Here is a 24,494-nt window from a genome sequence, read left to right as displayed (position 1 = left end):
GCGGACGTGCCACACTGCGCCCCTTGGATGTGAACGTTCAAATTTCGTTTGAACGTTCACATCGAGGGACAAGGTTGACCTCACCCCCCGACGTTGTCAAGAAACTCTCAGGAGATCCCATGCCCAACAGCCAGCAGCCCGCGCTCCACGAGTTGACGACGACGCTGTGCGCTCCGAACGTCGTGCTCAGCTCTCCGAGCGGCCGGATCACCTGCGGGGACGCGACCGGGGCGTACCGCCACGACCGGCGCAGCCTGGCGCACGCCGAGTTCGCCGTGCCCACCGCGGACCTGGTGGCGGTCGGCAGCTCCAGCGGCGCCGGGCAGGCGCGCTTCCAGGGCGTCGTCCGCGAGCACGGGGACACCACCCCGGACCCCGGGCTGCACTACGCGCACGACCGCGCGGTGACCGCGGATTCGGTGCGCGAGACCTGGACGCTGCACAACGCCTCCGAGAAGACCGCGCGGCTCACCGTGATCCTGCGCGCCGCCACCGACCTGGCCCGGATGGACCAGGTCAAGGCCGGTGAGGAGCCCGCGCTGGTGGATCCGTCGGCCTCCGAGCGGGCGGCGACCTGGGAGCAGGACGGCTGCTCGGTGCGGCTGGACCTCGGCGAGGCGGCCGAGGAGGTCTCCACTGCGGACGGTCTGGTCACCTGGGCCTGGCACGTCGAGCTGGGCAGCGGGCAGTCGCGCTCGTTCTCCTTCGAGGTCGTGCAGCACGAGGCCGACCGCCCCGGGTTCCTACCGGTGCGCCCGTCGCCCGCGATCCCGCTGCGCGCGCCGGGGGCGGCGGACTTCAGCGGGGACGCGGGGCGACTGCTGGAGCGGAGCCTGCAGGACTTGGACGGATTGCTGCTGTCGGACGACGGTTCGCCGGACACCGCGTTCCTGGCCGCGGGCAGCCCGTGGTTCTTCACCTTGTTCGGCCGGGATTCGCTGCTGGCCGCGCGGATGCTGCTGCCGCTGAGCACCGAGTTGGCCGCGGGGACGCTGCGGGTGCTCGCCGCCCGGCAGGGCACCCGGAACGAGCCGGAGACCGAGGAGCAGCCCGGCAAGATCCCGCACGAGCAACGGCGGGTGCCCATCGACATGGGCGGCGCTTCCCCGTTGCGACTGCCCCCGCTGTACTACGGCACGATCGACGCCACCCCGCTGTGGGTGTGCCTGCTGCACGACGCGTGGCGCGCCGGCATGGACGAGTCCGAAGTGGAAGCTCTGCTCCCGGCGTTGCGCGCGGCCCTGGATTGGATCCGCGGCCCGGGCGACGCCGACGGTGACGGTTTCCTGGAGTACCGCGGATCGAGCGGGTCCGGGCTGAGCAACCAGGGGTGGAAGGACTCCGGCGACGGGGTCCGCTGGTCCGACGGCACGATCGCGGAGCGCCCGCTGGCGCTGTGCGAGGTGCAGGGCTACGCCTACGAGGCGGCGATCTCCGGTGCCGCGGTCCTGGAGCACTTCGGCGAGGACGCCTCGCCCCTCCGCAAGTGGGCGGCGGAGCTGCGCGAGCGGTTCCGCACCTCCTTCTGGCTCGAGGACGAGCACGGCCGCTACCCCGCCATCGCGCTCGACGGCGCCAAGCGCCCGGTCAGCGGCCCGGCGTCGAACATGGCGCACCTGCTGGGAACCGGGTTGCTCGACCCGCACGAAGCCGAGCTCGTCGCCCACCAGCTGGGCGGTCCCGCGCTCAACAGCGGGTACGGGTTGCGGACGCTGTCGTCCCGGGTGGGCGGGTTCAACCCGTTCAGCTACCACTGCGGGAGCGTGTGGCCGCACGACACCGCGATCGCGGTGCTCGGCCTGGCCGCGGAAGGCTTCCACGAGCAGGCGCGGTCGCTGGCCGAGGGCCTAGTGCGGGCGAGCGTCGACTTCGACTACCGGCTGCCGGAGCTGTTCGCCGGAACCGACCGCGCCGCCGGCGACCCGGTCGCGGCCTACCCCGCGTCCTGCCGCCCGCAGGCCTGGGCCGCCGCCGGCGCCACGGCGGTGGTCGGGTACCTGCAAGGTTGGCGGTGAGCTGAGCGGCGCCGGAGCGCGCACCGGCCGCCGGGGTCCGCGGCTCCACTCCGGAAGCCGCTCCGGCGGCCAGCGCTCCGACCTGGGAGGGAGGTCCGACGTCGACTACGCGTCCAGCTCGGCGAGCGTCTTGCGCAGCGCCTGCACCGCCTCCCCGATCTCGGTGGCCTGCACGGTGAGCGGTGGCCGGAACCGCAGCGAGTCCGGGCCGGACGGCAGGAACAGGGTCCGGTGGCGTTCCCGGGCCACCGCGATGGCCTGGTCCCGGTGCTCGGGCCGGCGGAAGCTGATCGCCCCCATCAGACCGCGCGCGCGGGGGTGCTGGAGCAGTTCCGGGAAGTCGGCGACCAGGCTGTTGAGCTCGGCCAGCAGCAGTGCGCCCATGCGCCGGCTGTGCGCGAACAGGTTCTCGTTCTCGATGGTGCGCAGGATTCGGGTGGCCCGGACCATGTCCACCAGGTTGCCGCCCCAGGTGGAGCTGATCCGGCTGGCTTCGCGGAAGGCGTTGTCCGGGATCTCCAGCACCCGGCGGCCGCCCATGATGCCGCACACCTGCATGCGCTTGCCGAAGGCGACGAGGTCCGGCTGCAGCCCCAGCTCCTGGTAGGCCCAGGGGCAGCCGGCCAGGCCGCCGGTCTGCACCTCGTCGGCCACGGTGAGCACGTCGTGCTCCTGGCAGAGCTCCTGCACCGCCTGCAGGAATCGGGGACGCAGGTGCCGGTCGCCGCCTTCGCCCTGCACCGGTTCGTAGACGAAGCAGGCGATCTCCCGGCCGTAGCGGTGCAGCGCCGCGCGGGCCGCGTCGAGCGCCGCGGTTTCCTCCGGCAGCAGCCCGTCGACTTCCCAGCGCCGGCCGGGTTCGATGGCCGGGCTCGGAATGCGCGGCCAGTCGAACATCGGGTAGTCGCGGATCTTCACCGGGTCGGTGTTGGTCAGGGAGAGGGTGTAGCCGCTGCGGCCGTGGAAGGCGCGTTCCAGGTGGAGGACCCTGCTGCCGCGCACGGGGACACCCGCTCGCGCGTTCATCTTGGTCTTCCAGTCGAAGGCGACTTTGAGCGCGTTCTCCACGGCGAGCGCACCGCCGTCGATGAAGAACAGCAGCGGCAGCTGCGGGTCTCCCACCACGCGGCGGAAGGTTTCGGCGAACCTGGCTTGTTCGACGGTGGCGAAGTCCGGGTTGGACGGTTTGACGCGACTGGCGGCCAGCAGTGCCGCCTCGAACTCCGGATCCCGCAGCGCGGGGTGCCCGTGCCCGAGCGGGGCGGAGCTGAAGAACATGGTCATGTCCAGGTATTCGGTGCCGTCGCGCAGGTCGCGCAGCCGGCAGCCGTCCCCGGCGGTCAGGTCCACGACGATGTCCATCAGATCGCCGGTGACGCTCGCGCGCAGCGTTTCGACGGCGGTCGCAGCTTCGTCCGGCGCCGCGGTGGCCACGGGTTCGCGGATGCTCTCTCGCTGGGCGGTCATGTCCGTCCCTCCTGACGTGCCCCACACCACTCTGCAACAGATGCTTACCCGCAAATGGCCATATGATGCAAGTTTTCCCGTGAAATACCTTTGTTAGAGAAAAACTTTCTAATCCTCCGGGCGATGGTGAACACGTCACCACCCGATCCCCGCTCCCCGGCGCGGCCACCGGAGCCCGCAACGACGCTCATTCCGCTCAGCAGAAGTTGCAGCCGACGACCATTCGGCGCACCATGCGCAGTTACCCGGGAGCACGAAGCACAGCACAGGCCACTTCCAGCGGAATCGCCGCGGAAATGGAGCCCGAGATGAAGCGGCCGTACGAAGCACCGGTGCTGATCCGGCTGGGGATCATCCGACGACGCCCGACGAGACCGGACCGGAAGACCGGCCGGACGGGCAACCGGTGACCGGCAGGAGGCCCCCATGCGCATCCGGAAGAACGTGTCCATCACCGAAACCGACTTCGGCGCCGTCCTGCTGGACCAGCTCACCGGCGAGTACTGGCAGCTCAACACCACCGCGACCCTGGTGCTGAACACCCTGCTCGGCGGAAGCACCGAGGAAGAGGCCGTCGACGCCGTGCTCGCCGAGTACGACACGGACCGCGAACAGGCCACCCGCGATGTCCACGCGCTGCTGGAGCACCTCCGGCTCTCCGGCCTGGTCACCGCCTGACCAGCTGCCACGAGCCTCGAACAACGACCGGGTCCGCACCGGACGTCCAGCACGCGCTCGAGCCCCGCTCCGCAGCAGCGCCCGGCGCAGGACCGCCCACCCGGGTGATGCCGCTTCCCCTTCCGGGCTCGCCGTGGTGAGCTTCCAGCAACCCGCTCCACGACCCGATGCCCGCAGCTCCGGAGAAGGTGGCCGCATGAAGCAGAACGTCCACTTCATCACCTTCACCACCGCAGACCTCGACGCGGCCCGGCGGTTCTACCGCGACGCGCTCGGCTGGCGTCCGCTGGCCGACGTGCCCGACGAGATCCTCTTCTTCCAAGTCGCCCCCGGCGTCGTGCTGGGGCTCTTCCGGTCCGACAAGTTCAGCCGCGACCTGCCCGGGAGCACGGAACGGACCGGCGTCTCCGGCGTGACCCTTTCGCACAATGTGGACAGCCGCGAGGAGGTCCGGTCCGTCGTCGAGGCCATGGCGTCCGGCGGCGGGACCGTCCTGAAAGAGCCGCAGCCCGGGGAGTTCGGCGGTATCTTCCACGCCCACGTGCGCGACCCCAACGGCATCGTGTGGGAGATCGCGCACAACCCGGGCTGGCACGTCGACCAGGACGGCACGGTGCTCTTCAGCTGAGCGCCCCGAGCGCTCCGGTCCAAGCCGCCAGCACCACCGGCCAGGGGCGGCGTGATCGGTTTCCTCCCCACGCCCCCTGGGTAACCAGCTGCCGGAAACAAGTAGGTGCCGCTACCCGGAGCAGGATCGGGAGGAGCCATGAGCACGGATCGGCCGACGTTGAAAGCGGCCCTGCAAGACGCGGACTTCCCCGCGAGCAAGGAGCAGCTGATAGAGCAAGCGGAACAGGCCGGGGCCGATCAGGAAACCCTGCGGGCGCTGCGCTCCATCCCGCCTGCCGACTACGAGAACTACACCGAGGTGGCGCGTTCGGTGCCGTTCAGCAGGGCTTCCGAGGACGAGGAGAGCGACCCGGAGAAGGCCAAGCGCGCCCGCGCCGGCAAGGACAGGCTCGCCGAACACCAGACCGAAACCCCGGCGAACCCGATCGTCGAAGAGCTCGGTGAGAACCGCGGCAGCTGATCCCCGAGCACATCACCTCCCGGCACCGGTGGCACCCGTGAGCGCCACCGGTGCCACCACGCCCGGTCCGGAGGAGGTGACCGCGGTGCGCCGCCCCCGACCGGTCGCCCCGGCCGGCAGCAGCGGACCAGCAGCTCAGAAGATCGAGTAGGCGCCGTCCACGACGATCTCGTCACCGGTGTGGAAACCACCCACGCCCGAAGCGAGGTACACCGCCAGGGCCGCGAAGTCCTCCGGCTTGCCCCACCTGCGGTGCGGCATCCGGGGCAGCACCTTCTTCTCGAACGCCGGGTTGTGCAGCGCCGGCGAGGCCAGCGGGGTCTCCGTCCAACCGGCGACGATCGAGTGCGCCATGATGCCGTGGCGGGCCAGCTCCACCGCGCAGCCCTTGAGCATCGCGGTGAGCCCAGCTTTGCTCGCCGCGTAGGCCTGGTTGCGCGGCGCGCCGTGAATGGTCGACACGCTCGACGTGCCCACCAGCACTCCCCCACCGCCGCGTTCGACCATGTGCGCCGCGGCGGCCCGCAGCGTGAGGAAGGCCCCCTCCAGGTTGATCCGCGTGACCCGGCGGAACTCCTCCAGGCTCGTCTCGGTGAACGGCACGCCCGCCCCGCTGACCCCGGCGTTGGCGAAGCACGAGTCGACGCGGCCGAAGTGCTCGAGCACGGCGGCGAAGCTCTCCTGCACCGCGGTCTCGTCCCCGACATCGCACACCATCGAGCGCACCCGCCCACCGAACTCGCTCAGCTCGGCTGCCGCGGCCGCGTTGCGCTCCGCGTTGGTCCCCCAGATGCACACATCGGCCCCGGCCTGGGCCAATCCGCGGGCCATGCCGAGACCGATCCCGGAATTCCCGCCGGTGATCAGTGCAACGTGACCGGTCAAATCGAACATCGAGTTCGTCATGCCATTCCTCCGAAGTGGAGCATCCGGGTTCGTGCGGCCGCGGCAGCGTCGCGGAACGGGTGGACTGCTCAGGCGGTCCAGGCCAGGTCGAGGCCGGGGCCGGACCACTCGGTGGCGTAGAGCCGCCCTCGACCCGACGAGGTGATGTAGGCGGTGCGGGAATCGCTGCCGACGAAGCAGATGTTGGTGACGAGCGGATCGGGTTCGGAGACCGGGACCTGTCGGAGCAGCTCGCCGTCCGGGGAGAGCACGCTGATCGCCCCGGTGCCCAGGGTCGCCACGCACACGTTGCCCTCGCCGTCCACCGCCAGCGAGTCGAGCTGCTGGTATCCGGAGAACCCGTGCAGCAGCGTCGCCCCGCCCGGCGCCAGCGGGTCGTCCGAGAACTTCAACTCACCGGGGCCTTCAACGTCCCAGTACCAGACCCGGCCGGGTCCGGTCTCGGCCACGTAGAGCCGACTGCCGTCCGGGGAGAGCCCGATGCCGTTGGGCTGCACGAGCGGGTGCACGACCTCGGTGATCGACGACCCGTCCGCGCTGGCGTAGTACACCGCGCCGGTGTCCGAGTCCCGGTCCCGGGTCTTGCCGAGGTCGGTGAACCAGAACCCGCCGTGGACGTCGAACACGATGTCGTTGGGGCCGCGCAGCGGGCGGCCGTCGACCTCGGTGTAGAGGTCCGCCACGGTGGCGCCGCCGTCCGCGTCGAGGACGACCCGCTGGATCCGCCCGCCGATGTAGTCGTCGGGCTGCTTGCCGGGGAGGGTGAGCCCCTCGTGGTCGTGCCATTCGAAGCCCCCGTTGTTGCACACGTAGATCGCGCCGTCGGGGCCGACCGCCGCCCCGTTCGGCCCGCCGCCCAGCTCGGCGACGACGGAGACCTCCCCGTCCGGCGACACCCGGGTCAACGTGCCGCGGCGGATCTCGACCAGCAGCACGGAACCGTCGCGCATGGCGATGGGGCCTTCCGGGAACTGCAGGCCCGAGGCGACCAGGCGCATCTGCGGAGCGCCGGCGGAACCGAGTGCGGTGTCGGGCTCGGTGGTGACCATCGTTGACCGTCCTTTCCGGATCGTTGGTGGGCAGGGTCGTGTTCGGCACCGCATCGACCGGGCTCGGCCCGCTGGAGCGCTGCCAGCGCCGGTCACCCCGGCTGCGACAGGTAGCGCGGATTGGCGACGGCGAGCCGGTCGGTCACGGCGGCGCGGACCGCCGCGAGCAATGCGGGATCACCCGGGTCGAGTTTTCCTGACCGGATGGCGTCGGCGAACTCGGCCTGGTCGGCGACCCCGAAGTCGGCGAGGCGGCGGCGGTGCTCGCGCGCCTGCCGCGAACCGAACCGCAGCTCGCGCTCCACTCCGTCGAGCGCGTTGGCGGCCACCCGGGCCAGGAAGTTGATCCGCCCCTCGGTGGCGGGCATGACCTCTTCCCGCAGGAATTCCGCGACCGCCGCCAGCAGTTCCGGCGCGGTGGGCCGGCCGTGCAGGTCGGACCAGGGCGGCAGTTCCTCCACCGGCTCCGGGGGGTCTTCCGCCGGCAGCCCCAGGGCCAGCAGGACGTCGTGCTCCTGTTCGCACACCCGGCGCCCGATCGCGGCCAGCTCCACCGAGCGGGTCGCACCGCTGAGGTGCTGCTCGGCCATGCGGCGGCAGCCGAGCGCCCACCACGCGGTGCGCTGCACCTGCCACCAGTGCACCGCCTCCGGGTCCGGGCGGTGCCCGGCGACCTCGGCGTAGCCGTCGAGCAGTTCGTCGACGGTGCCGAAACCGCCGGCCGGCAGCTCCGACCCGAAGCGCCAGCACTTCACGCAGAGCCACCCCAGGTCCTCCCGCGGGTCCCCGCGGTGCACCAGCTCCCAGTCGAGGACCGCGCGCAAGCCCGTCTCGTCGACGACGAGGTTGCCGTTGCGGAAATCCCCGTGCACGACCGTCTCCGGAACCGGGTCCGGGCGGTGCTCGGCGAGCCAGCGCAGCGCGATCTCCACCGCGGGCAGCGGTTCGCCGAGCTCGTCGTAGGCGGCGCGCAGCTCGTCGAGCGGGTCCCCGCCGGGCAGGTCGGGGATGTCGGCGACCGGTATCGAGTGGATGCGGGCCAACGTCCGGCCCAGCTCGGCCGTCAACGTGCGACGGGCACCGGCGTAGCGCGCTTCGCGCAGCAGGCGCCGCGGGATCGTCTCGCCGTCGACGTGCTCGGTGATCAGGTAGGGAGAGCCGAGAACCGCGTCATCGGCACCGGCGTCGACCAGCGGTGGAACGGCCACCCCGACCCGGGCCGCGGCTTCGATGGCTGCTGCTTCCAGCGCCATTCCGCCCGGGCGCCCGGTTCCGGGCGGATCCCGCCGCAGCACCAGGCGCCGCGGTGGCCCGTCCGCCGGGACCGCCTCGAACGACCACGTCTCCCGGCTGGCGCCACCGGTCAACCGGGTCAGCCGGGAGATGTCGACCGGGGTGCCGAGCACGACGCCCAGCCGCTCGGCCAGCATCCGCGACAGGTCGGACGGTTCGTCAGCACCACCGCGCACCTGTTCCACCACAGCTGAAACCTCCTCGCCCCGTTCCCGAAGCAGCTGCTGCGCACCGAGCCTCACTCGGCCCGTCTGCTCCGGGGCCCGGTGAAGCCGAACAGGTACCCGGCCACCCTGCGCATCTGGATCTCCTCCGCGCCTTCGGTGATGCGGTAGCGGCGGTGGTGGCGGTAGATGTGCTCGAACGGCAGGTGCCGGGTGTAGCCGAGCCCGCCGTGGATCTGCATCGCCCGGTCGGCGGCGTCGCACACCAGCCGGTTGGCGCGGTAGTTGCACATCGAGACCTTGTCGCTGATCTCCTCGTGCGGAACCCGGTCGAGTTCCCACGCGGTCTTGCGCACCAGTCCGCGCACCATTTCCGCCTCGGTGTGCAGTTCCACCAGCGGCCACTGGACGGCCTGCCGCTTCGCCAGCGGTTGGCCGAAGGTCTTCCGCTGCCGTGCGTGCTCCACGCTGCGGTCGATGCAGTACTGCGCGGCACCCACCCCGGAGGCCGCCTGGCGGATGCGGTTCTCGTGCACGAAGGTCTGGGCGACGGCGAGCCCGCCGCCCTCTTCGCCGAGGATCGCCGAGTTGGGCACCCGCACGTCGCGGAGGGTGACTTCGGCGTGGTCGGTGGGCATGTTGAGGGTCCACCAGTGGAAGTCCACCGAGAAGCCGGGGGCGTCGGTGGGGACGATGAACGCGGTGATGCCCCGGGCGTCCCCGGGCTCGCCGGAGGTCCGCGCGAAGACCACGTCGTGGGTGGCCGAGTGCATTCCCGAGTTGAAGCGCTTGGCGCCGTTGATGATCCAGTCGTCGCCGCGGCGGACCGCGGTGGTCTCCAGCCAGGTGGCGTCGCTGCCGTGCTCGGGTTCGGTGAGGCCGAACCCCACCCGGCGGGTCAGGGTGAAGATCCCTTCCAGGAACTCGTCCTTCTGCTCCTGGGTGCCGTGCTCCAGGAGCATGTGCACGACGGGGAAGTTGCCCACCACGGAGGACTCGTTCTGCAGGTCGTTGTGCAGCCCCAGCCCCTTGTGGGCCAGGTGTTCGCGGATCACCGCCATGTCGAAGTTGGTCCCCCCGGAGCCGCCGACTTCCTTCGGCAGGCCGTAGCGCAGCCAACCCGCGGCGTCGGCCCGGCGGTACATCTCCGCCAGCAGTTCTTCCCATTCCGGCCGTGGCACGCCGCCGTTCTCGAAGTCCGTTCGCGCGTACTCCCTGCGGTGGTCGAAGAACCGTTGGTTGTCGTCCTGCTCCTGCAGGGGCTTGATCTCGCGTTCGATGAATCCGTCGAGTTCGGCCAGCAGTCGGGTCAGCTCCGCGGGGAGTTGGAAATCCACGCCAACCTCCTTAGCGATCGTGCGGATAGCATGGCACCGGCCGGGGTGTCTGGGAAGAGGAGAACGGCGGACGGGGAGAATTCCGCTGCAGAGCGAATTCCTGTCGCGGCGCTATAGGAAAGACCGATCAATTCCATTGTGAATTCGAATTCCTCCAGGTGCACCGCGCCGACCCGACGGCGCGCCCGGGCAAGCCGAACGCAGTCCACAGTGAACTTCAGAATTCCCGTCAATTCCTGAGGAACTCGACGGGAATCCCCTTTGGGGGTGCTCCAAGCGAGTGACAGCAGAAGACGCGGACCATTCGTCCCAGCCCCCGTCCGGACTATTGTGCGCGCACCCGGGCGCCCCTACCGTTGCAGCACATTCGTCAGGTCAACGTCTCCACCGAGCAACGAGGCCGCGAGGAGGCACCTTGACTCACGACCGCGAAATCACCGCTCTCACCGCCACCCGCCGAATGTCCCACGGTGCTCAACTCGCTCGCGCCGCTCGGCTCTTCCCCCGCAAAGTCGCGTTCCAGTGCGGCGACGATCAGCGCACCTACGCCGAACTCGACGAACGCGTGACGCGACTCGCCCGCGCCCTGGCCGCTCGCGGGGTGGCACGCGGCGACCGCGTCGCGGTGTTCATGCAGAACAGCCTGGAACTGGTGGAGGCGTACTTCGCGACCTGCCGGTTGGGAGCCATCGTGGTCCCGGTGAACTTCCGGCTCGTCGCCGGCGAAATCACCTACATCCTCAACGACGCCGAAGCCAAAGCCCTGGTCGTGGACCGCGAACTCGCCGACACCGCGGCCGCGGTGCGCCCCCGCGTCCCTAGCGTGACAACGGTGCTCGCCACCAACGTGGCGGAGCAGACCCCGGGGCTGGGGGCCGAGGCGTACGAAGCAGCCCTCGCCGCGGAAAGTCCGGAACCGCTGCTGATCGACGTCCCCGAATCCGATCCTGCGTTCATCATGTACACCTCGGGAACGACCGGTCGCCCCAAGGGAGCGGTGCTCACCCACCACAACCTGGTCATGAACACGCTCAACTGCGCGGTCACCCAGGGCATCCACGACCCCGAGGAGGTCTGGCTCTCCGGCTTGCCGCTGTTCCACATCGGTGGGCTCAACGGCATCCTCAGCTACCTGATGTTCGGCGGCCGCTCGATCATCATGCGCTCCGGGAACTTCGACGCCGCCGAAACCGTCGACACCATGGAACGGGAAGGCGTCACCGCCTGCTACTTCGTCCCCACCCAGTGGAAGGCGATCTGCGAAGTGCCCGGCATCGAGAACCGGAAGCTGTCGCTGCGCCGCATCTCGTGGGGAGCTTCGGTCGCCCCGCCCTCCGTGCTGCAGGCGATGGCCCGCACCTTCCCGAACGTGCCCAACTACAACATGTTCGGCCAGACCGAGATGAGCTCGGTGACGTGCGTGCTGCGCGGCGAGGACGCGATCCGCAAGATGGGCTCGGTCGGCACCCCGGTCGTCAACGTCGAAGCCCGCATCGTCGACGAAGAGCTCAACGACGTCCCGGTCGGCGAAGTGGGCGAGATCGTCTACCGGGGACCGACCGTGATGCGGGAGTACTGGCGCAATCCCGAGGCCACGGCCGAAGCCTTCGCGGGCGGCTGGTTCCACTCCGGTGACCTGTGCCGGATGGACGAGGACGGCTTCATCTACGTCGTCGACCGCAAGAAGGACATGATCGTCTCCGGTGGGGAGAACATCTACTGCGCCGAGGTCGAGGCCGCCATCGACTCCCACCCCAAGGTCGCCGAAGTCGCGGTCGTCGGGATCCCGCACGAGAAGTGGGTGGAGACCCCCTGCGCCGTCGTCGTGCCCACCGATCCCGCTGATCCACCGACGCTGGAGGAGGTCGTGGAGCACTGCCGCGCCCGGCTGGCCTCCTACAAGAAACCGACCTCGCTGGTGGTGGTCGACGAACTGCCCCGCAACGCCTCCGGCAAGGTGCAGAAGTTCAAACTCCGGGAATCCCTCCGCCAGCGGGGAGGGTGAGCACCGCGGTTGATCACCACCAGCGGAAACCCTATTGTTGCCGCGTGTCGCTGCTGTCCAGGCCTTTCGTCGCCGACTCGATCGCGCGTGCGCTCTCCGCGCTCAGCGGCCTGGCGCCACCGCCGCGCCGCCAGTTCGCCGACCTGGCGGTGAACACCACCGCGATCTCGGTGCCCACCCGGCACGGCGACGTCCCGTGCACGATCTACCGCGCACCGGGCACCACCGGCCGCACCCCGGTCTACGTCAACGTCCACGGTGGCGCGTTCATCATGCGCTACCCCGAGCAGGACGACCCGTGGTGCCGCTACCTCGCCACGCACGCCGGAGTCACCGTGGTCAACGTCGACTACGGCACGGCGCCCAAGTGCCGGTTCCCCGTTCCGGTCGAGCAGGTCTACGACGTGCTCACCTGGGCGGCAGCCGCGGAACGGGACTGGGACGGCGAGCGGCTGTGCGTCGGAGGGCAGAGCGCGGGCGGTTCGCTGACCGCGGCGGCAGCTCGCCTCGCCCTCGAGGAAGGCGGTCCGCGGATCGCGCTGCAGGTGCTGCACTACGCGGTGCTGGACCTGGCCACCCCGGCGAAGGACAAGCCCGTGCACGGCAAGACCTTCCTCCCGCTGTGGTTGAGCGAGATCGCCGACACCGCCTACCTGCGGGACCCGGCGCAGCGCCGGCACCGCCTGGTCTCCCCGGCCTGGGGCAGCAACGCCGACGGCATCGAAGGCATCGCGCCCGCGCTGGTCATCACCGCGGAACGGGACCGCCTGCGCAGCGAGGCCGCCACCTACGCCCGCAAGCTGGAGGAGGCGGGGTCGCTGGTCGAGTACCGCGAGGTGCCGGGTGTCGACCACGGCTACGACATCCTCGACGAGTCCGCCGAGGTGACCCGGCAGATGTACGAGTTCATCGCCGACCACGTCAAGCGGGCCACCGGAACGGCCTCGGCCGAGCGCGACCCCGCGGCGGAGTAGTGCGGCGTGCCGGAGGACGTGGAAGAACGGCTGCTCCCGGTGCTGGCCCACCTGGATCGGCAGGACCCGGGTGGGATCGTCGGGGTGCACCTGTTCGGCTCCGCGGCCACCTCGGGCTTGCGTCCCGACAGCGACGTCGACCTGCTCGTCCTCACCCGTCGCTCCTTGACCCGCGCTGAGCGCGCCGGGCTGGTGTCGCTGCTGCTCTCGGTCTCCGGGTGGCGCGGGCACGCGGAGCGGTTCCCGGAGGTCGCCGCTCGCCGCCCGATCGAGCTGACCGGTCTCGTGGTCGACGACGTGGTGCCGCTGCGCGAAGAGCCCCGGCGCGATTTCCAGTACGGCGAGTGGCTGCGCGCAGAACTCGTCGACGGGCACCTGCCGCTGCCCGTGCGGGACCCCGATGTGGTCACGCTGCTGGCCACCGCCCACTCCGCGCACCGCGTCCTGCGCGGGAGCCGGCTCGAAGAAGTCGTCCCACCCGTCCCGGAGCACCTGCTGCGCCGGGCACTCTTGGCTTCGCTTCCCGATGTCCTGGCGGGGCTCGAGGGGGACGAGCGGAACACCTTGCTGACGCTGGCGCGCACCCTCGTCACGCTCGACTCCGGTCGCATCGTCGCCAAGGACGAGGCCGCTGAGCTGATCGCGCCGACGCTCAGCGGGCCGGATCGCGCGCTGCTCCTGCGCGCCCGCGACGGGTACCGCGGCAGCACCACCGACGAGTGGGCTGACGCGGCGCGGGTCGCTTCCCTCGCGCACCGCTTGGCGGAGCGGTCCCGGCAGCGCGCCGGGGGCTGATCCCGTTCAGCGCGAGGCGCGGAGCTGGCGGCGCACGGCGGCGGTGGTGCGGTCGACGTCGCCGGTGGCGAGCAGGTCGAGGAGGGCGCCCCGCAGCAGGGCCAGCACCTGCGTGCGCTGCGCGAGCCCCTCCTGGCTGCGGCGCACGCGCTCGGGTTGGGCGGTGGCGAGCACGTCCAGCCAGTCCGCCACGGTCGCCCGCGCGAATCCCGCCCACACCCCTTCCGGCTCGACCAGGGATCGGGCGTACCCCTCGAGCCACAGCTTGAGCAGGGCGCGGTGCTCGTCGGCGGCCAGCCACGCCCACAGCCGCTCCGCGACCTCGACCAGCCGGTCGTCCGCGGAGCTCTCCGGGGGTTCGGCCCGGAGGTCGGCGAGCAGTTCGAGCTCGTCGGCCCGGGCGCGGGTCAGCAACGCCTGCACCAGCCCTTCTTTGCTGCCGAAGAGGTACAGCAGCACGCGCGGGCTGGAGCCGATCTCCTTGGCCAGCGGCCGCAGCGACAGGCCGGCCAGCCCGTGGGTGAGCGCGTACCGGTAGGCCGCTTCGAGCAGCTCGACTTTCCGCGCGGAGGGGGTTGCGGACGACTGGGGCACGGTCCCAGCATGGCATGAGTGAAACAGTCGTGTCAGTACGACTCGGCCCGCACACCGCACCGATCGGGGGACCACGATGACCAGCACGCGCAACGGAGAAGTCAGGGCCGACAGCGGAGAACTGGCGATCCGCCGGCTCGGGCAGCCCGGTGATCTGGGCTGGGTCGTCAAGGCGCACGGCGAGGTCTACGCGGACGAGTTCGGCTGGGACACCTCGTTCGAGGCGCTCGTGGCGAAGATCGTCGCCGACTACGCGAACGAGCACGACGAGAACCGCGAAGCCGCGTGGATCGCCGAGGTGGACGGCGAACGGGTGGGCTGCGTGTTCCTGGTCCGCGCCGACGACCAGCTGGCCAAGCTGCGCCTGCTGCTGGTGCACCCGCGCGGCCGTGGCCGCGGGCTCGGCAGCCGATTGGTCTCCACCTGCCTGGACTTCGCGCGGCAGGCCGGCTACCGCCGCATCACCTTGTGGACCAACGACGTCCTCACCTCGGCGCGGCGCATCTACGAAGCGCACGGGTTCGAACTGGTCGGCCAGGAGGAGCACCACAGCTTCGGCCACGACCTGGTGGGCCAGGACTGGGCGCGCGACCTGTAGGCACCGCTTCCGCGCGGGCCTCGAGGCCGTCTCCCGCAGCGGGAACGGCCTCGATCCGGGGAGTTGGCCTCGTTCCTCGCCGTCAGCCGCCCAACAGCAGGACGCCGCCGACGAGCAAGGCGATCACCTTGAGGCATTCGAGGACGACGTAGGCGTGGTGCCCGCGCGAGCGACCACCACTGGCCCCACCGGCCAGCACGGCTTTGGTCCGCCGGTTCAGCCAGGGGCGCACGCCGACCAGCTGCGCGAGCAGCGCGCCGCAGGCGACCAGCACCGCCACGAGAGCGGACGGCGGCGGTGCCGCGCCCACCACCGCGATGAGCAGCGCTGCGGCGAGAACGCCCTCGATGGCGTTGAGGGCGCGGAACACCAGGCGCCCGATGCCGAGTCCGATCTGCACCGTCACGCCGGGGGCGCGGAATTTGAGCGGGGCTTCCACGAAGGAGATCGCCAGCACCATTCCCAGCCAGACGAAGCTCACCGCGACCGCAACAGCCAGGGATCCAGTCATCATTGCTCCTCGGTGGTGCAGGAGGGGTCCGCACTTCGTTCGAAGCGATCAGCACGTCCCGCGCGAGCAGTCGGCGATCGCTGCCCGCCGCGGGTCATTCGGACCGCGCCGCCCTCGCGGGGGCCGGTTCCAGGACGAGCGCTTGCCGGCGTTGGTGGACGGTGAGGTAGCGCAGGCCGCCGGGGCCGGCCTTGAACGCGCGCTTGGACCGGCGCGGCAGCCACACCAGTGCTCCCGGCGCGAGTTCAACGGTGCCGAGTTCGGTGGTGAGCTGCCCGCTGCCCGCGAGGACGTGGACGAGGACGTCGACGTCCGGGCCGGTGTGCGCGTCGATACCCCCTCCGGCGGGGAGGGCGATGATGTTGGAGTCCAAGTCCCGGTCGCGGCATTGGAGCGTCCACACCGGACCGGTGGCGCCCGGATCTGCCGCTTCAGCGGCCGCGGTGTTGACCAGGACCCTGGGCAGCGGGGTGCTCGCGAGCTTGGTGATCCTGATCCGCCAGTCCCCGCGTTCGCGCTGGAGGTACTCCCACCGGTAGCTGCCGGGGTGGTCGGCCTCGAACTCGTCCCGCAGGTGCTTCGGATCGTGGTCGTTGATCAGCACGAAGGAACCACCTGCGGGCAGCTCGGCATAGGTGGCGAAGATCGCGGGGTGCTTGTCGGGCTTGCACAGCGGCCGGACGTCCAACTCCTGGAGCGGTTCCTCGCGGGCCTCGGTTGCTGCCATCTGTGCCTCACTCCTAGTTTTTACAATTCCTTTTTGTATAAACTCTAAGCCATGGCGTACGTGATCGGACAACCGTGCGTGGATGTGATGGATCGCGCATGCGTGGACGAGTGCCCGGTGGATTGCATCTACGAGGGCGCCCGATCGCTGTACATCCACCCGGACGAGTGCGTGGACTGCGGCGCGTGCGAACCGGTCTGCCCCGTGGAGGCGATCTACTACGAGGACGACCTCCCGGAGCACTTGGAGCCCTACCGGGAGGACAACGAGGCGTTCTTCACCCGAACACTGCCCGGCCGGGACGCACCACTGGGGTCCCCGGGAGGGGCGAGCAAGCTCGGCAGGATAGGCGTGGACACACCACTGGTCGCCAACCTGCCGCCGCAAGGAGGCTGAGATGCCGAGCCGGAAGAACCAGTCGCAGAGCTCCCCGGGGCGACGCGACGAGATCCTGCGGGTCCTGAAGGGATCGTCCCACCCGCTGTCCATCGCGGACATCGCCGACCAACTCGGCGTGCACCCGAACACCGTCCGGTTCCACTTGGACAGGCTGGTCGCGAACGGCCAGGTCGAGCGGGTCAGCCCGCAGCAACGGGTTCCGGGGCGACCGCCGCAGCTGTTCCGGGCGGTGGCAGGGATGGACCCCGCAGGACCGCGGCAGTACCGGATGCTGGCGGAGATCCTGGCCGGCACCCTCAACACCGCCGACTCCGAGCAGCGGAACCGCGCCGTCGAAGCCGGCCGCCGCTGGGGACACCAGCACTGCGCCTCGCCCGACACCGGTTCGGGCGCCCCGGACGACCCGATCGACAAGCTCGTCGCGCTGCTCGACGAAGTCGGTTTTGCCCCCGAACGGGAAGCCGAGCAGCAGCAGCCCGCTGGCGGAACAGCCCGGATCAACCTCCGGAATTGCCCGTTCCTCGAACTCGCCCAGGACCGGCCTCAGATCACCTGCCCGATCCACCTGGGCCTGATGCGAGGGGCGATGGAGGCGTGGGGCTCCCCGATCACGGTCGACCGCTTGGACGCGTTCGTCGAACCCGACAAGTGCGTTGTCCAACTGACCACGGCCAAGGCGGGGGGATGGAGGCGGCGGAGGAGAGCACGCGTTCGCACGCAGTGGACTTCCAGCTGCAGACCGCTGCTCCCCCGGCATCAAATCATCCAAAGTGGACGATTTCGGTGCGCTGACCCGCGGACGGGCCCGGGCACCGCTCGGACTCCGACCGGGTCCGCGGCGGCACCGGTCCACCTCCAGCCCCGTCCTTCCACCCGGGCGTGCTCGACATCGACCCGGCTGGCCCCAACAGGTTTCGAAGTCGAGGAACGACCAGTGGAGGTGTTCACCATGGAGCTGCGCCGCAGGGCAGAAGGCCTCGTCCGGAAGCCACCGGTACCCGACAGCCCCACCGTCACCGTCGTCTTCGGCGGCGACGAAGGCGGGCCGGACGTCGGACTGCTGCGAGTGCACGTGCCGGCGGGGTCCGGCATGCCAACGCACTCCCACAACGGGTCGGACGTCATCCTCACCCCCGTCACCGGCCGGATCCGCATCAGCGACGCCGCGGAATCCATCGACGTCCACCCGGGTGACTCCGCCCTCGTGCGCAAGGACGAAGAGGTCTCCCTGACCAACCCGGGTGACGCGGCGGCGGAAGTGCTCGTCGCAGTGGCCCCGACGAACTTCATCGCCGGCATCCGCCAGTGGCCCGAGCAGCCCTCGACTTGACGCCACCGCATCGATCGCGCTGCGCACGGTGCGCCACAGCTGGCCCGCGGGAGACCGGAGCGCTCCGCGACGAGCGCTCCCACCGCTGGAACGCCCCGCGCGCTGGCCGCACCTCGCTCAGCCACTACCTCCCCACCCCCTTCGGATGAGCGAATGCGCTGCGCGCAACCCGGTGCTCGCGGTGAACAGCGAGGCCGGCGGCGCGGACAAGGTGAACACCCGCAGGAACCGATCCCGCAGCACGGCGTCATTGGCGACCGCGCTGAAGAACGCGTCCGCGAGCGGCGCCAGAGCACGGACCGGCAGCGGGAGAGGTCCGGTCCGCCAGCCGAGTACCGCGCGATCCGCCACGGCGGCGAGGTTCCAGGCGTCCCGGATCGGCTTCGCGGCCGTGCGGAAGTACCGGCGCGCGAGGTCGTGCGTCCCATCGCGCAACGCGGTGGCGAGCGCATCGGCTTGCACCGCCGCGACGGTCATGCCTTGCCCGTAGGTCGGGTTCAAACTGCACACGCCGTCGCCGAGCACGAGCAGCCCTTCGGGGAACGCGCGCATCCGGTCGTACCGGCGCCAGCGGCTGGTCGGGAACGTCCGCGATTCCGGTGTGGACAGCGGCTGTCCGGATCGGAGCGCGTCCAGCACGTGCGCGGGCGCGAAATCGGCGACGAACTCGAGCATGCCGGCGAGGTCCGACGGAGGTTTGCACCCGCCGACGCCGAACACCGAGACGTCCCACATCTCGTTCTCGTGGCGGAACAGCGCCATGCCTTTCGGACGCAGCCGCGTGGCGCTGATGAGCACCATCTTCTCCCGCAACGCGTGCGGATCGATCCGCATCTGCAGGCTCGAGTAAGTGCCCCTGACCTTCACCTCGTCCTCCTCGGGGCGCGGGTGGCCGAGCTCCTCCAACCAGACGGGAGTGCGGGAGCCGCGCCCCAGCGCGTCGACGACGAGGTCGGCGTCGAGGTGCAGTGGCCCATCGGTCGACGTAGCCCGCACTCCCGTGACGCATCCGCCGGCGAACCGCAGCCCCTCCACCGCGCACCGGTCCCGGATGTCCACATTTGACATACGTGCCAGGCGCTCCCGCACGCCCTTCTCCAGCATCGGACGGCTGGGCACGTGGACTTCGGCCTCCGGTCCCGGTGCAGCACCAGCGAGGTGGTGCCCGACCGCTTCGAATCGGATCTCGTCCGGGTCCTCCCGGATCACGGGCACTCCGCACCGGCCGAACTCGGCGAGCAGCCCCGGGAAGAACCGCTCGATGAGCTCTCCGCCCTTCGGCAGCAGCGTGTGCCCGTGCGCGCTCTGCGGAACGCCGCGCCGCGGGCGAGCTTCGCCCGGCAGCGCATCCCGGTCCAGCACGGTCACCTTCGCGCAGTGATCCGCCAACACCCGGGCGGCGAGCAATCCGCCCATCCCGGCACCGAGGACGATCGCGTGATTTTCACGAGTCCGCATGACAGGCCCCCTCGCCCGCTCTGAACGACTTCGTTGCGCGAGGTTGCTTGTATAACAAAGTTATGTGACTCTTGTCACGTGAGCACGAAAGAGCGTTTGATCGAAGCCGGACTCCGGATGCTCGAAACGCGAGGACCCGAGTCGCTGAACGCCCGCAAGCTCGCCGCCGAGATCGGCACCTCGACGATGGCCGTGTACACGCATTTCGGCGGCATGGCCGGGCTCTACGAGGCGCTCGCGCGGCGGGCCTTCGTGCAGTTCGGCGAAACCCTGGCAGCGGTCGAGCACACCGACGACCCGGTTGCCGACCTCCTCGCGCTCGGCCTCGCCTACCGGGAGTTCGCCCTGGCCAGTCCCCAGCGGTACCGGTTGATGTTCGGCATGACCGCACCGGGCAGCGGCGCAGTCGTGGCGCAGGACCTGACGGTCGACGGCGAGCCGAGCGGGCTCGCCGAAGCCTCAGCGACATTCGACCAGCTCAAAGAAGCCGTGCAGCGCTCCCTCGACTCCGGGCGGATCCACGGCGACGACCCGGTCTCGATCGTGGGCCAGTTCTGGAGCATGATCCACGGCTTCGTCCTGCTGGAGATGTCGGGGTTCTTCGGGGCAGAAGGGCGAGGGGTCCTCGCGGTCCTCGCACCGCACGCGCAGAACCTCCTGCTCGGCCTCGGCGACGACCCCGTGGAAGCGGAGAAGTCGGTCCACGCGGTCGTCGAGCGGTTGGCCGAACGCGCGGCTCCACCCCCGCCACCGCCGCCGCCCACCGACGTCCGGCGCGGACGCCGACCGCACGCGAATCGCCGACGCGGTTGAATCCCGCACCCGGCCGGCGGCACCTGGGAGCATTCGGCTTCCGGCAGTGCGCTCGTCAGCTCCACGCGAATTCCCCGGACGCGTTCCCGATGAGACTGCGGAGGCAAACCCATGAGCGACGACGTCGATGTGATCATCGTCGGTGCGGGATCCGCCGGCTGCGTGCTGGCGAACCGCCTGTCAGCAGATCCGGGGCTGTCGGTGCTGCTCCTGGAAGCAGGGCCGCCCGACCGGAACCCGCTCCTGCACGTCCCGAAGGGCTTCGGCAAGCTGCTGGCCCATCGCGAATTGGCGTGGCACTTCCCGACCCGACCGGTGGGCTCGACGCAGCGCCCCGAGCAATGGGTGCGCGGGCGCGTGCTCGGCGGGTCCAGCGCGATCAACGGCATGGTCTACAACCGCGGCCACGCCGCCGACTACGACGAGCTGGTCCGGCTCGGCAACCCCGGCTGGGGGTGGTCGGAAATGCTGCCGATCTTCCGCGCGATGGAAGACCACGCGCTCGGCGCGTCCGACGCCCGCGGGAGCGGCGGGCCGCTCGCGGTGAGCGTCCCCGCCTCCGAGGACGGCCTGTGCGAGGACCTACTCCAGGCCGGTGTCGAGATCGGACTCGAACGCCGCGCCGACATCAACGACACCGATGGCGAGCGCATCGGTTGCTCACCCGCCACGATCCGCGGTGGCAGGCGGGTCAGCGCTGCCCGCGCATTCCTGCGCCCGGCCACCCGGCGACCGAACCTGCGCGTGGTCACCGGCGTCACGGCGGAAGCGCTGCTCTTCGACGGTGATCGGGTGGTCGGTGTCCGGGCCCGGTCAGGCAGCAGCGCGATCGAGTACCGCTGCACGCGCCAAGTCGTGGTGTCCGCGGGCAGCATCAACAGCCCGGCACTGCTGCAACGATCCGGGATCGGACCCGCGGACGAGCTGCGCCGTGCTGGGATCGATCCGCGGGTCGACCAACCCTCCGTGGGAGCGCACCTGCGCGAGCACCGGTACGTTCCACTGCAGTTCCGATTGGCCACCGACCTCGGGTACAACCGGCAACTGGCATCGCCGTCCGCCCAGGCCCGCACCGCGTTGCGCTACCTGTTCACCCGCAGAGGTCCGCTCGCCGGCCCCGCCTTCGACATCGTGGGCTTCCTGAAGACCCACGAGGACGCGCCGCGCCCGGACGCGCAGATCAACCTGGCGCCCTGGTCGGTGCGGTCGTTCGAAGCCGGCGGAGAAGCACGCGTCGAAGACTCCCCGGGAGTCCAGGGGATCGGCTACGTGCTCCGCCCGAAGAGCGAAGGCCGCCTGCTGGTCAACTCGGCGGACCCGGACGCCGCGCCCACCATCGACCCCGGTTTCCTCACCGCGGACCACGATCGGCGCGTCACCACCGCCGCGCTGGCCCGCTTGCGGGAGCTCTTCGCCCGCGAACCCGTTGCCCGGCACCTCGCCGGGGAAACGGTTCCGGGGCCCGCGGTGGAGAGCGAGGAGGAGGTGGTCGACGCGGCGCTGACCAAGGGCGGTTGTGGCTACCACGCCATCGGAACGTGCGCGATGGGGCCGAACCCGGACGACGTCGTCGACCCGCGGCTCCGGGTTCGCGGTGTGGACGGGCTGCGCGTGGTCGACTGCTCGGTCCTGCCCACGATGGTTTCCGGGAACCTCAACGGCCCCGCCATGGCGGTGGCTTGGCGCGCCGCCGAGCTGATCGCTGCAGACCTCTGAGTCCTCTCCGAACGCCTGCCCGCGGAGCCGCTCACCGCACCGGTCGGCCCGCCGTCGAGGCAGGCAGGTCATGACCGCTCCCCGCGGGTGTGACGGCTCGTGGGGAGCAGGAAACCGGCGACGACCAGCCACAGCAGCGAGCCGAACCGGCCGATCGGGATGAGGGGTTGCAGCGGCTCGAAGACCATGGCCAGGAAGCTCAGCTCCGCGAGCGCTGCGATGACCAGGCCGGTCCACGCGAGCCAGGACGGCAGCAACCGCAGGAGGAGACCCGGGACGGCGATACCGGCGACCAGGAGGCCGAGCCCGAGCACGTGCGCGAACCCACCGGTGGCGAAGCTCAGGTAGCTGAGGGCGTGCGTGAGCTCGGTTTGCGCGCTGACGACCGGTTGGCCCTGCGCCCAGGTGATCGTCGCGGACACGGCGAGCAGGACCGCTGCCGCGACACCGCCGAACAGCCCGATGGCGGGCCCGGGCACGCGGATGCCGAGGCGCTGCTGGCGCGCGTACACGGTCGCGGTGTAGATCCCGAGCGGGATCGATGAGCCCAACTGCAGCATCGCCGCCAGCCGGACGGCGAAGCCGTGTTCGGCGAAGAACCCGGCCACGGTGCTGGTCGAGCGCGACGGGCACACCCTCGGCGCGATCGCGGTGCGCGATGAGCTGCGCCCCGAAGCGGTCAAGGTCGTCGCGAACTTCCGCCGCGAGGGCTACCACGTCGCGATGCTTACCGGCGACAACACCCGTACCGCCGCCGCGTTGGCCGCCGAAGTCGGCATCGGCGCCGTGCATGCCGAGCTGCGCCCTGAAGACAAAGCCCGCCACGTCGAACAACTGCGATCGGAGCGGTCGACGGCGATGGTCGGTGACGGCGTCAACGACGCCCCCGCCCTGGCCACCGCGGACCTCGGCATCGCGATGGGCGCGATGGGCACCGACGTGGCCATCGAAACCGCCGACGTTGCCCTCATGGGTGAAGACCTGCGCCACCTGTCCCAAGCCCTGGCCCACGCACGCCGATCCCGACGCATCATGCTGCAAAACGTGGGGCTGTCGCTGGCAATCATCACCGTACTGATGCCGCTGGCCCTACTCGGTGTTCTCGGCCTGGCCGCAGTGGTCCTGGTCCACGAGGTCGCCGAGGTGTTCGTCATCGCCAACGGGGTTCGCGCTGGCCGCACGCGCACCCACACGTCAGCGCTGACCGCGCCAACTACAGCGACTCCCGCACAGCACCATGTGCCAGCCTAAACGTGCCTGGACACTTCACCCGCTCCTCAACTGGTAGTGGAGTCGATCGACGAATACGGAGACATGACATGGAGGTTGAGGTTCTCACCGTGCCGAATTGCCCGAATGCGGCGCCGATGGTCGCGCAGGTGCGACAGGCGCTCGACGCTGTCGGCTTACGTGACATCGAGGTGACGACTCGCGTGATCGTCGACCACGAGCAGGCCAAGCGGACCGCCTTCACAGGCTCCCCGACGATCTTGATCGACGGGCACGACCCGCTCGCTGAGCCCGGACGCTCCACTGGGCTGGCGTGCCGTGTTTACTAAACGGCGAACGGCCTGGCTGGTATCCCCGACCTCGAACGGCTGCAACAAGCACTGGATACCGCTCGCACTTGACCTTCGAGTCGACTTGAAGGTTTACCGTCGAGAGCGTGAGCACGATGCGGATCTCTCAGCTCGCCGAGCGCAGCGGCGTCCCGGCGACCACGCTGCGCTTCTACGAGGGCGCAGGGCTGCTGCCCGCCGAGCGGACCCCGGCTGGCTACCGCGTGTATGGCGAGGACGCCGTTGAACGCCTGGCGTTCATCGGCGCGGCCAAGCACCTTGGGTTGCCGTTGGAGGAGATCGGCGAACTGCTCAGCGTGTGGGAAACCGGCGCCTGCAGGGAGGTCAAGGCTGACCTACGGCCTCGGATTACTGCTCGCTTGGACGAAGCTCAACAGCGCGTCGCCGAGCTGATGGCCTTCACCGCCTCGCTGCACTCCGCACTGGACCACCTGGGCGCGCTGCCCGACCGCGACCAGCCATGCGATCCACACTGCGGGTTCCTCACTGCGCCCCGCCCCGCCGGGCCGACGGGCGGTGCGATCACCTTCAACCGGCGCGCTATCGAGCAGGAAACCGAGCGATGGCAGACCGCGCCCGTAGCCTGCTCGCTGACCGGGGACGATATGACCGCGCGCGCCGCCACCTGGCACGCGGCCTTGGACGGCGCCACGCGCACACCGCTCTCCGGTGGGCTCCGCGTGACGCTGCCCGCCGAGCGCATCGCGCGCATCGCCGACCTGGCCGTCTCCGAGCAGCGGTGCTGCCCCTTCTTCGACTTCCGCCTCCACCTCGACTGCCCTGACCTTCACCTAGAGGTCCGCGCGCCAGCCGAGGGGGCCGGCTTGCTGCACGACCTGTTCGGCCCAGCTACCTGATCGCCACGGCATCCCCACATACCCCACGTCGAGACCATTGCGCAGCGCTCAATCGCTGTGGCTGGCGGTGGGAACAGCGGGCTCCCAGGCAGCAAACCCAGACGCAGTCCAGACCCCGGTAGGACCGAACATGCCAGG

24 protein-coding genes and 1 pseudogene are annotated in these 24,494 nt (G+C 70.4%); 15 read left to right on the top strand and 10 right to left on the bottom strand.

Features of this window, described 5'->3' with window-relative positions; translation table 11 throughout:
* Positions 1–119: 119 nt before the first annotated feature.
* Positions 120–2,015, top strand: coding sequence for a glycogen debranching N-terminal domain-containing protein (locus SREC43747_RS0104115; RefSeq protein ID WP_051387674.1), 1,896 nt, complete (start codon positions 120–122; stop codon positions 2,013–2,015).
* A gap of 105 nt (positions 2,016–2,120) precedes the next feature.
* On the opposite strand, the gene lat is transcribed toward SREC43747_RS0104115, so the two are convergent.
* The gene (lat, locus tag SREC43747_RS0104110; protein WP_029719880.1) at positions 2,121–3,482 is read right to left on the bottom strand and encodes an L-lysine 6-transaminase; all 1,362 of its coding nucleotides are present in this window, start codon (positions 3,480–3,482) and stop codon (positions 2,121–2,123) included.
* A gap of 426 nt (positions 3,483–3,908) precedes the next feature.
* Here lat and SREC43747_RS0104100 point away from each other — a divergent pair, with 426 nt between their 5' ends.
* From SREC43747_RS0104100 to SREC43747_RS0104090, 3 genes are all read left to right on the top strand, one after another.
* Positions 3,909–4,160 carry a lasso peptide biosynthesis PqqD family chaperone gene (locus tag SREC43747_RS0104100; RefSeq protein WP_029719879.1) on the top strand — a complete coding sequence of 84 codons (252 nt, stop codon included), beginning with the start codon at positions 3,909–3,911 and terminating at the stop codon, positions 4,158–4,160.
* Between the two features lie 196 nt (positions 4,161–4,356).
* Positions 4,357–4,788, top strand: coding sequence for a VOC family protein (locus SREC43747_RS0104095; RefSeq protein ID WP_029719878.1), 432 nt, complete (start codon positions 4,357–4,359; stop codon positions 4,786–4,788).
* 138 nt (positions 4,789–4,926) lie between these two features.
* Positions 4,927–5,250: a DUF2795 domain-containing protein gene (locus SREC43747_RS0104090; protein WP_029719877.1), complete on the top strand. Its 324-nt coding sequence runs from the start codon at positions 4,927–4,929 to the stop codon at positions 5,248–5,250.
* 135 nt (positions 5,251–5,385) lie between these two features.
* Here the strand turns inward: SREC43747_RS0104090 and SREC43747_RS0104080 are convergent, their stop codons facing one another.
* The 4 genes from SREC43747_RS0104080 to SREC43747_RS0104065 form a co-directional block, all read right to left on the bottom strand.
* The gene (locus SREC43747_RS0104080) at positions 5,386–6,156 is read right to left on the bottom strand and encodes an SDR family NAD(P)-dependent oxidoreductase (protein WP_029719876.1); all 771 of its coding nucleotides are present in this window, start codon (positions 6,154–6,156) and stop codon (positions 5,386–5,388) included.
* Between the two features lie 68 nt (positions 6,157–6,224).
* Positions 6,225–7,205 (bottom strand): SMP-30/gluconolactonase/LRE family protein, encoded by a 981-nt coding sequence (locus SREC43747_RS0104075; RefSeq protein WP_236623015.1) that lies wholly within the window; start codon positions 7,203–7,205, stop codon positions 6,225–6,227.
* 92 nt (positions 7,206–7,297) lie between these two features.
* On the bottom strand, positions 7,298–8,686 hold the full coding sequence (locus SREC43747_RS0104070) for a phosphotransferase family protein (RefSeq protein WP_236623014.1): 1,389 nt from the start codon (positions 8,684–8,686) through the stop codon (positions 7,298–7,300).
* Positions 8,687–8,736: 50 nt separating this feature from the next.
* Positions 8,737–9,999, bottom strand: coding sequence for an acyl-CoA dehydrogenase family protein (locus SREC43747_RS0104065; RefSeq protein ID WP_029719873.1), 1,263 nt, complete (start codon positions 9,997–9,999; stop codon positions 8,737–8,739).
* Between the two features lie 415 nt (positions 10,000–10,414).
* On the opposite strand from SREC43747_RS0104065, the gene SREC43747_RS0104060 reads away from it, so the two are divergent.
* Genes SREC43747_RS0104060 through SREC43747_RS0104050 form a run of 3 tightly spaced genes read left to right on the top strand, consistent with a single transcriptional unit; the run spans position 10,415 to position 13,773 of the window.
* The gene (locus SREC43747_RS0104060; RefSeq protein WP_236623013.1) at positions 10,415–12,004 is read left to right on the top strand and encodes a long-chain-fatty-acid--CoA ligase; all 1,590 of its coding nucleotides are present in this window, start codon (positions 10,415–10,417) and stop codon (positions 12,002–12,004) included.
* Positions 12,005–12,048: 44 nt separating this feature from the next.
* Complete coding sequence (locus SREC43747_RS0104055; protein ID WP_029719871.1) at positions 12,049–12,978, top strand: alpha/beta hydrolase; 930 nt, start codon at positions 12,049–12,051, stop codon at positions 12,976–12,978.
* 6 nt (positions 12,979–12,984) lie between these two features.
* Positions 12,985–13,773 carry an aminoglycoside adenylyltransferase domain-containing protein gene (locus SREC43747_RS0104050; RefSeq protein WP_236623012.1) on the top strand — a complete coding sequence of 263 codons (789 nt, stop codon included), beginning with the start codon at positions 12,985–12,987 and terminating at the stop codon, positions 13,771–13,773.
* Positions 13,774–13,779: 6 nt separating this feature from the next.
* Here the strand turns inward: SREC43747_RS0104050 and SREC43747_RS0104045 are convergent, their stop codons facing one another.
* A complete protein-coding gene (locus SREC43747_RS0104045) occupies positions 13,780–14,367 on the bottom strand; it encodes a TetR/AcrR family transcriptional regulator (protein WP_029719869.1) in 588 nt (195 codons plus the stop codon).
* 76 nt (positions 14,368–14,443) lie between these two features.
* Between SREC43747_RS0104045 and SREC43747_RS0104040 the strand changes: the two genes are divergently transcribed.
* Positions 14,444–14,965 (top strand): GNAT family N-acetyltransferase, encoded by a 522-nt coding sequence (locus SREC43747_RS0104040; protein ID WP_051387672.1) that lies wholly within the window; start codon positions 14,444–14,446, stop codon positions 14,963–14,965.
* Between the two features lie 82 nt (positions 14,966–15,047).
* On the opposite strand, the gene SREC43747_RS0104035 is transcribed toward SREC43747_RS0104040, so the two are convergent.
* Both SREC43747_RS0104035 and SREC43747_RS0104030 read right to left on the bottom strand, forming a co-directional pair.
* Positions 15,048–15,476, bottom strand: coding sequence for a hypothetical protein (locus SREC43747_RS0104035; protein WP_201768621.1), 429 nt, complete (start codon positions 15,474–15,476; stop codon positions 15,048–15,050).
* Between the two features lie 94 nt (positions 15,477–15,570).
* Positions 15,571–16,203, bottom strand: a complete 633-nt coding sequence (locus SREC43747_RS0104030; protein WP_029719865.1) for a DUF2249 domain-containing protein — start codon at positions 16,201–16,203, stop codon at positions 15,571–15,573.
* Between the two features lie 51 nt (positions 16,204–16,254).
* Between SREC43747_RS0104030 and fdxA the strand changes: the two genes are divergently transcribed.
* On the top strand, positions 16,255–16,599 hold the full coding sequence (fdxA, locus tag SREC43747_RS0104025; protein ID WP_029719864.1) for a ferredoxin: 345 nt from the start codon (positions 16,255–16,257) through the stop codon (positions 16,597–16,599).
* Position 16,600: 1 nt separating this feature from the next.
* A complete protein-coding gene (locus tag SREC43747_RS20485; RefSeq protein ID WP_081722414.1) occupies positions 16,601–17,932 on the top strand; it encodes a cupin domain-containing protein in 1,332 nt (443 codons plus the stop codon).
* Positions 17,933–18,049: 117 nt separating this feature from the next.
* Here SREC43747_RS20485 and SREC43747_RS0104015 read toward each other — a convergent pair whose 3' ends face one another.
* On the bottom strand, positions 18,050–19,390 hold the full coding sequence (locus tag SREC43747_RS0104015; protein WP_029719862.1) for an FAD-dependent oxidoreductase: 1,341 nt from the start codon (positions 19,388–19,390) through the stop codon (positions 18,050–18,052).
* Positions 19,391–19,468: 78 nt separating this feature from the next.
* Here SREC43747_RS0104015 and SREC43747_RS0104010 point away from each other — a divergent pair, with 78 nt between their 5' ends.
* Together SREC43747_RS0104010 and SREC43747_RS0104005 are read left to right on the top strand one after the other, a co-directional pair.
* Positions 19,469–20,203, top strand: coding sequence for a TetR/AcrR family transcriptional regulator (locus SREC43747_RS0104010; protein WP_236623011.1), 735 nt, complete (start codon positions 19,469–19,471; stop codon positions 20,201–20,203).
* Positions 20,204–20,314: 111 nt separating this feature from the next.
* Positions 20,315–21,919 (top strand): GMC family oxidoreductase, encoded by a 1,605-nt coding sequence (locus SREC43747_RS0104005; RefSeq protein WP_029719860.1) that lies wholly within the window; start codon positions 20,315–20,317, stop codon positions 21,917–21,919.
* Positions 21,920–21,987: 68 nt separating this feature from the next.
* On the opposite strand, the gene SREC43747_RS0104000 is transcribed toward SREC43747_RS0104005, so the two are convergent.
* A complete protein-coding gene (locus SREC43747_RS0104000) occupies positions 21,988–22,527 on the bottom strand; it encodes a DUF4386 domain-containing protein (RefSeq protein ID WP_201768620.1) in 540 nt (179 codons plus the stop codon).
* 1 nt (position 22,528) lies between these two features.
* Between SREC43747_RS0104000 and SREC43747_RS0103995 the strand changes: the two are divergent.
* The 3 genes and pseudogenes from SREC43747_RS0103995 to SREC43747_RS0103985 form a co-directional block, all read left to right on the top strand.
* Positions 22,529–23,170 (top strand): annotated as a pseudogene (locus SREC43747_RS0103995) (HAD-IC family P-type ATPase); the annotation flags it as partial.
* Positions 23,171–23,238: 68 nt separating this feature from the next.
* Complete coding sequence (locus SREC43747_RS19585; protein WP_081722413.1) at positions 23,239–23,478, top strand: hypothetical protein; 240 nt, start codon at positions 23,239–23,241, stop codon at positions 23,476–23,478.
* A 116-nt stretch (positions 23,479–23,594) separates the two neighbouring features.
* On the top strand, positions 23,595–24,356 hold the full coding sequence (locus SREC43747_RS0103985) for a MerR family transcriptional regulator (protein WP_029719857.1): 762 nt from the start codon (positions 23,595–23,597) through the stop codon (positions 24,354–24,356).
* Positions 24,357–24,494 lie beyond the last annotated feature (138 nt).

The sequence above is a fragment of the Saccharopolyspora rectivirgula DSM 43747 genome (assembly GCF_000497205.1).
Classification (GTDB): Bacteria; Actinomycetota; Actinomycetes; order Mycobacteriales; family Pseudonocardiaceae; genus Saccharopolyspora; species Saccharopolyspora rectivirgula.
This window is presented reverse-complemented; position numbering and strand designations above follow the sequence as displayed.

Bases quoted from the DNA above. Each gene is read 5' to 3' on its own strand.
- SREC43747_RS0104115 (WP_051387674.1), top strand. From the start codon at position 120: ATGCCCAACAGCCAGCAGCCCGCGCTCCACGAGTTGACGACGACGCTG.
- lat (WP_029719880.1), bottom strand. From the start codon at position 3,482: ATGACCGCCCAGCGAGAGAGCATCCGCGAACCCGTGGCCACCGCGGCG.
- SREC43747_RS0104100 (WP_029719879.1), top strand. From the start codon at position 3,909: ATGCGCATCCGGAAGAACGTGTCCATCACCGAAACCGACTTCGGCGCC.
- SREC43747_RS0104095 (WP_029719878.1), top strand. From the start codon at position 4,357: ATGAAGCAGAACGTCCACTTCATCACCTTCACCACCGCAGACCTCGAC.
- SREC43747_RS0104090 (WP_029719877.1), top strand. From the start codon at position 4,927: ATGAGCACGGATCGGCCGACGTTGAAAGCGGCCCTGCAAGACGCGGAC.
- SREC43747_RS0104080 (WP_029719876.1), bottom strand. From the start codon at position 6,156: ATGACGAACTCGATGTTCGATTTGACCGGTCACGTTGCACTGATCACC.
- SREC43747_RS0104075 (WP_236623015.1), bottom strand. From the start codon at position 7,205: ATGGTCACCACCGAGCCCGACACCGCACTCGGTTCCGCCGGCGCTCCG.
- SREC43747_RS0104040 (WP_051387672.1), top strand. From the start codon at position 14,444: ATGACCAGCACGCGCAACGGAGAAGTCAGGGCCGACAGCGGAGAACTG.
- SREC43747_RS0104035 (WP_201768621.1), bottom strand. From the start codon at position 15,476: ATGACTGGATCCCTGGCTGTTGCGGTCGCGGTGAGCTTCGTCTGGCTG.
- SREC43747_RS0104030 (WP_029719865.1), bottom strand. From the start codon at position 16,203: ATGGCAGCAACCGAGGCCCGCGAGGAACCGCTCCAGGAGTTGGACGTC.
- fdxA (WP_029719864.1), top strand. From the start codon at position 16,255: ATGGCGTACGTGATCGGACAACCGTGCGTGGATGTGATGGATCGCGCA.
- SREC43747_RS20485 (WP_081722414.1), top strand. From the start codon at position 16,601: ATGCCGAGCCGGAAGAACCAGTCGCAGAGCTCCCCGGGGCGACGCGAC.
- SREC43747_RS0104015 (WP_029719862.1), bottom strand. From the start codon at position 19,390: ATGCGGACTCGTGAAAATCACGCGATCGTCCTCGGTGCCGGGATGGGC.
- SREC43747_RS0104005 (WP_029719860.1), top strand. From the start codon at position 20,315: ATGAGCGACGACGTCGATGTGATCATCGTCGGTGCGGGATCCGCCGGC.
- SREC43747_RS19585 (WP_081722413.1), top strand. From the start codon at position 23,239: ATGGAGGTTGAGGTTCTCACCGTGCCGAATTGCCCGAATGCGGCGCCG.
- SREC43747_RS0103985 (WP_029719857.1), top strand. From the start codon at position 23,595: ATGCGGATCTCTCAGCTCGCCGAGCGCAGCGGCGTCCCGGCGACCACG.